Consider the following 3,396-nt stretch of genomic DNA (forward strand, 5'->3'; position numbering starts at 1 on the left):
TTTACTCAGGCTCAATTGAGTTTTTCCAAATCACTTGAAATTTCGCCCGAATTCCAAAAAGCAATCAATGCATTAAAAAAACTCGATGAGGAATCGGAGAAATCCAAACAAAAAATCAATCCTTTTGGCCGACTCGTTAATGAATCAACCTTAAGGAAAAAAGATATTACAATATCCAGCCGAAAACTCACTGCTGAAGAACGTGAGAAAGATCGTCGTGAACTTCATAGTCTCTGTGAAGAGGTTAAAGAAATATCCCAATTAATTGTTGGCGATTTGAAAAAAGAGGTTGTGCCCAGTTTATTAAACGTAAATCGTTGTATTTCTCAAGGCGAGAAGCACTATTCCGAGCTTGATGAATCAAACAATCAGTTTTTGGACCGAGTAAAAATCATGAGGGAAGTACGGAAGCAGCTCAAGAAAAAAATGCTGGAAATCCGGGCGCATGAAGAATTAGTCAATACAACCACATTGGATAACTAAAGCATGATGCTTCAGGATTATTCCTTGTAGCGAAAAGGAATCACTTCGAGTTTTCCTTTATGATCGATCCGACAGGTGATGGCACCATGTTTGTAGGTTGTGAATATCTGAGTCTCAGATGAATAAATTTTTTGCAACTTTGAATTCGCTATTTTTTTACCACAACTGACGATGACATAGTCAGGATTGGCCCAGTGAGCCAGTTCAGCCGTATTTGCAGAAAGACTGCCATGGTGCGGCGAAAGTAAAACGTCTACTGGATCAATCACAGTTTCAGTCAGTAGCTTTTCCAGTCCTTCTCCTTCTAAATCGCCTGTCAGAAGTATTCTACGCCCCTTAAATGTGAGTAAAATTGTTAAGCTGGCTGCGTTATCTGTCTCGTATTTTTTTGAAAAATCGGGATGCAATACTTCAATCGACACTTCTGGATCTAAATAGATGTAATCCCCTCTGCCAATAATCTTCACTGGAACATGGTTTTGTTCTGCAGTGTTGCATAGCAGTAGTGTCCCATATTGTTTTTGATCGAGAAAAGATTGTGGAAAAGCCAGTTCACGTACGTACTGATCTGCAACGAGCTTTGAAGCTGCGTTGAAGTGATCTCGATCTGCATGAGATATCAAAAGCAAATCAACTCGACGAATTCCACGAGCTAACAAAGTGTTCTTGATTTTGGGATATGTGTTCTTAACAGGTGACATTGATCCTGCGTCATAAAGTATTGACTGCCCCTGGGGAGTTTCTATTAAAATGGAGACACCATGATTGACGGCAATAAAAGTGCATTGTAAGGAAGAGGAACGAGTTGTAAACAACGGGATCAGGATACCTAGAATGATCCAGATCGGAATGATTGCCAGCCTCAACTTGCGTAGAATCGAGTTTCCACTAAGCAATGTGCTAAATTGAATCGGGATGATCGCTGATAAGATCAATAAGTAATATAAAACCAGCCACCAAATTGGAGGACTCGGTAACTCAAAATGAGCAAAAGGAATTTCAGAAGCTGTTTCAACAATCCAGAGCAGGGCACACAAACTGCAATCGAAGCAGTACCCAAAAAAAGCAGCAGAAAATGGAATGACTGATCCAACGAATATTAATAAGTATCCCAATAATAAGATCAGAAACAAAAATGGAAAAATCAGAGTGTTGATCAACAGGCCAATAGGGGCAAGAAGATTAAAGTGATAAAGCACAAGTGGGGCGGTGACAACCCAAATGAAGAACGTCACAAGAAAGATGCTATATAGCAAACGAACATATCGAATCATGAACCATTGCAGAGGCGATTGTAAAACTGGGTCGCTGGACAGGATTCGCCATTTTAGTGGAACCCAGTCTTGCTGGAACGGGTTTTGATAAAACTCTTGCTGAATGGTCCAGAGAATTGATGATACCGCAAGAAATGAAAGTTGGGTTCCGATATCAAATAAGTCGGTGGGGTTGATCATCAGAATGATGATCGCGGTAATACACATCAAATTCAATGTGGAAATGGTTCGCCAGTTGATGAGCCCCAATGTAATCAGGCTGCAAAAGGAAGCTGCTCTGAGAATAGGGGGGCGGATTTCTATAATCGATAGATAAAATATGATCGCACAGATTAAGAGTATTACTGCAACCGTTCGGGGAGTGTTCAATAGATGACAGATACTCCAGACAAATATTGTAAAAAAACCGATATGCAAACCAGAAATAGCCAAAAAATGAATTAGCCCTGATTGGCTGAACTTTTTACGTAGTTCGGGATTGAGTTCTGAACGATCTCCTAGTAAAAGCGCCAGCCCAATAGACTGTGTTGATTCACTGGTGTTATTAATGATCAGTTGGGCCATAAAATCATGAATTTGTTGACGGACTGCGTTTAATGCAATGACTCCTGTTTTGGATACAACCTTGATTGCACGCGAGGATTTGACTGTTAAAAAAGCATCAAGCTGTTGTTTTCGATAATGAGTTTGGAGATCGAAATCATTCGGATTGTCTGGAATTGAAAATAACTTAAGATGACCTACTAGATCTATCGTATCCCCAATTGAAAACCGAGTGTTCTGAATGTGAGGTGTTGGATTAAGAGGGTCAGTGACTGTAACTCGAATTTTCCCTGAAACAGAGGTTTTAGTAGTCTCTTGAATGACTTCCTTGCACTCGAGAATGAAACTGGTTCGTTGTGTAGGCTGATCAGGATTTAGCTGTTCGTCTTTTGCTGATACCTGAATCAGTGGTTTCGTATTTATTACGCCTGTGATACGAATCAGTTCATCTGGTTTATCGAGCTGGTCATGCCCATTTAGCAATCGAGTAATATGATTATGAGAGTGTGAGAGCCAGAACTCATGATGTCGCATCCCCCCCAGGCAGAGAGCCAGGACTAGTAACAGCATTGTTGAGGATGCGTTCCAACGAAGGCGAAAACTGACACTCCAGCAAATGACAAGCATGATACTGAAAAGTATCCAGTACCATAGCTCCGGCTGAACCCAGGAATCAAACAGAATTCCCAGAGAGAAACAGATCAGTATACTTAGAGCAGGAGAACGTTCTGATGTTTTCAGAACCAGGTCCGGCTTTATCGCAGCAGCATTAATGAGGGTCGGAGATTCACTCATTGTTAATGGGACCACAACCAAAAGAAATAGTTTACTGTTCCTGTGGAAAATTCAGATCGACTTGATTGTGCATTGTGTATAACCGAAACCGTTTACCATCTGGAACCAATACGCCACTGGATTGGTTTGCTTTGGGTGAGGTGAGTGGGTTACCGGAATATTTGATCCAATGTATCATATCTTTCGAAGCCGCAATATTCGTGGTCCACAAAGCTGGCTTTTGAATTGCAGCAGAGCCGTGATAAATCATGTAGTAAGTATCTTGGTATTTGATGATCTGGTTCATTGCGATTAACTTCTG

Annotated in this window: 2 protein-coding genes and 1 pseudogene; 1 reads left to right on the forward strand and 2 read right to left on the reverse strand. The window is 40.9% G+C overall.

Translation table 11 applies throughout. The annotated features are described in order from the left end of the window. A partial coding sequence (locus Q0668_RS17795) for a hypothetical protein (protein WP_298867081.1) occupies positions 1-483 on the forward strand: 483 nt, incomplete at its 5' end. Between the two features lie 17 nt (positions 484-500). Here the strand turns inward: Q0668_RS17795 and Q0668_RS17800 are convergent. Both Q0668_RS17800 and Q0668_RS17805 read right to left on the reverse strand, forming a co-directional pair. Next, complete coding sequence (locus tag Q0668_RS17800) at positions 501-3,095, reverse strand: ComEC/Rec2 family competence protein (protein ID WP_298867082.1); 2,595 nt, start codon at positions 3,093-3,095, stop codon at positions 501-503. A gap of 31 nt (positions 3,096-3,126) precedes the next feature. Continuing rightward, positions 3,127-3,396 (reverse strand): annotated as a pseudogene (locus tag Q0668_RS17805) (glycosylase); the annotation flags it as partial.

This window comes from uncultured Gimesia sp. (assembly GCF_937910335.1).
In the GTDB taxonomy this organism is placed as follows: Bacteria; Planctomycetota; Planctomycetia; order Planctomycetales; family Planctomycetaceae; genus Gimesia.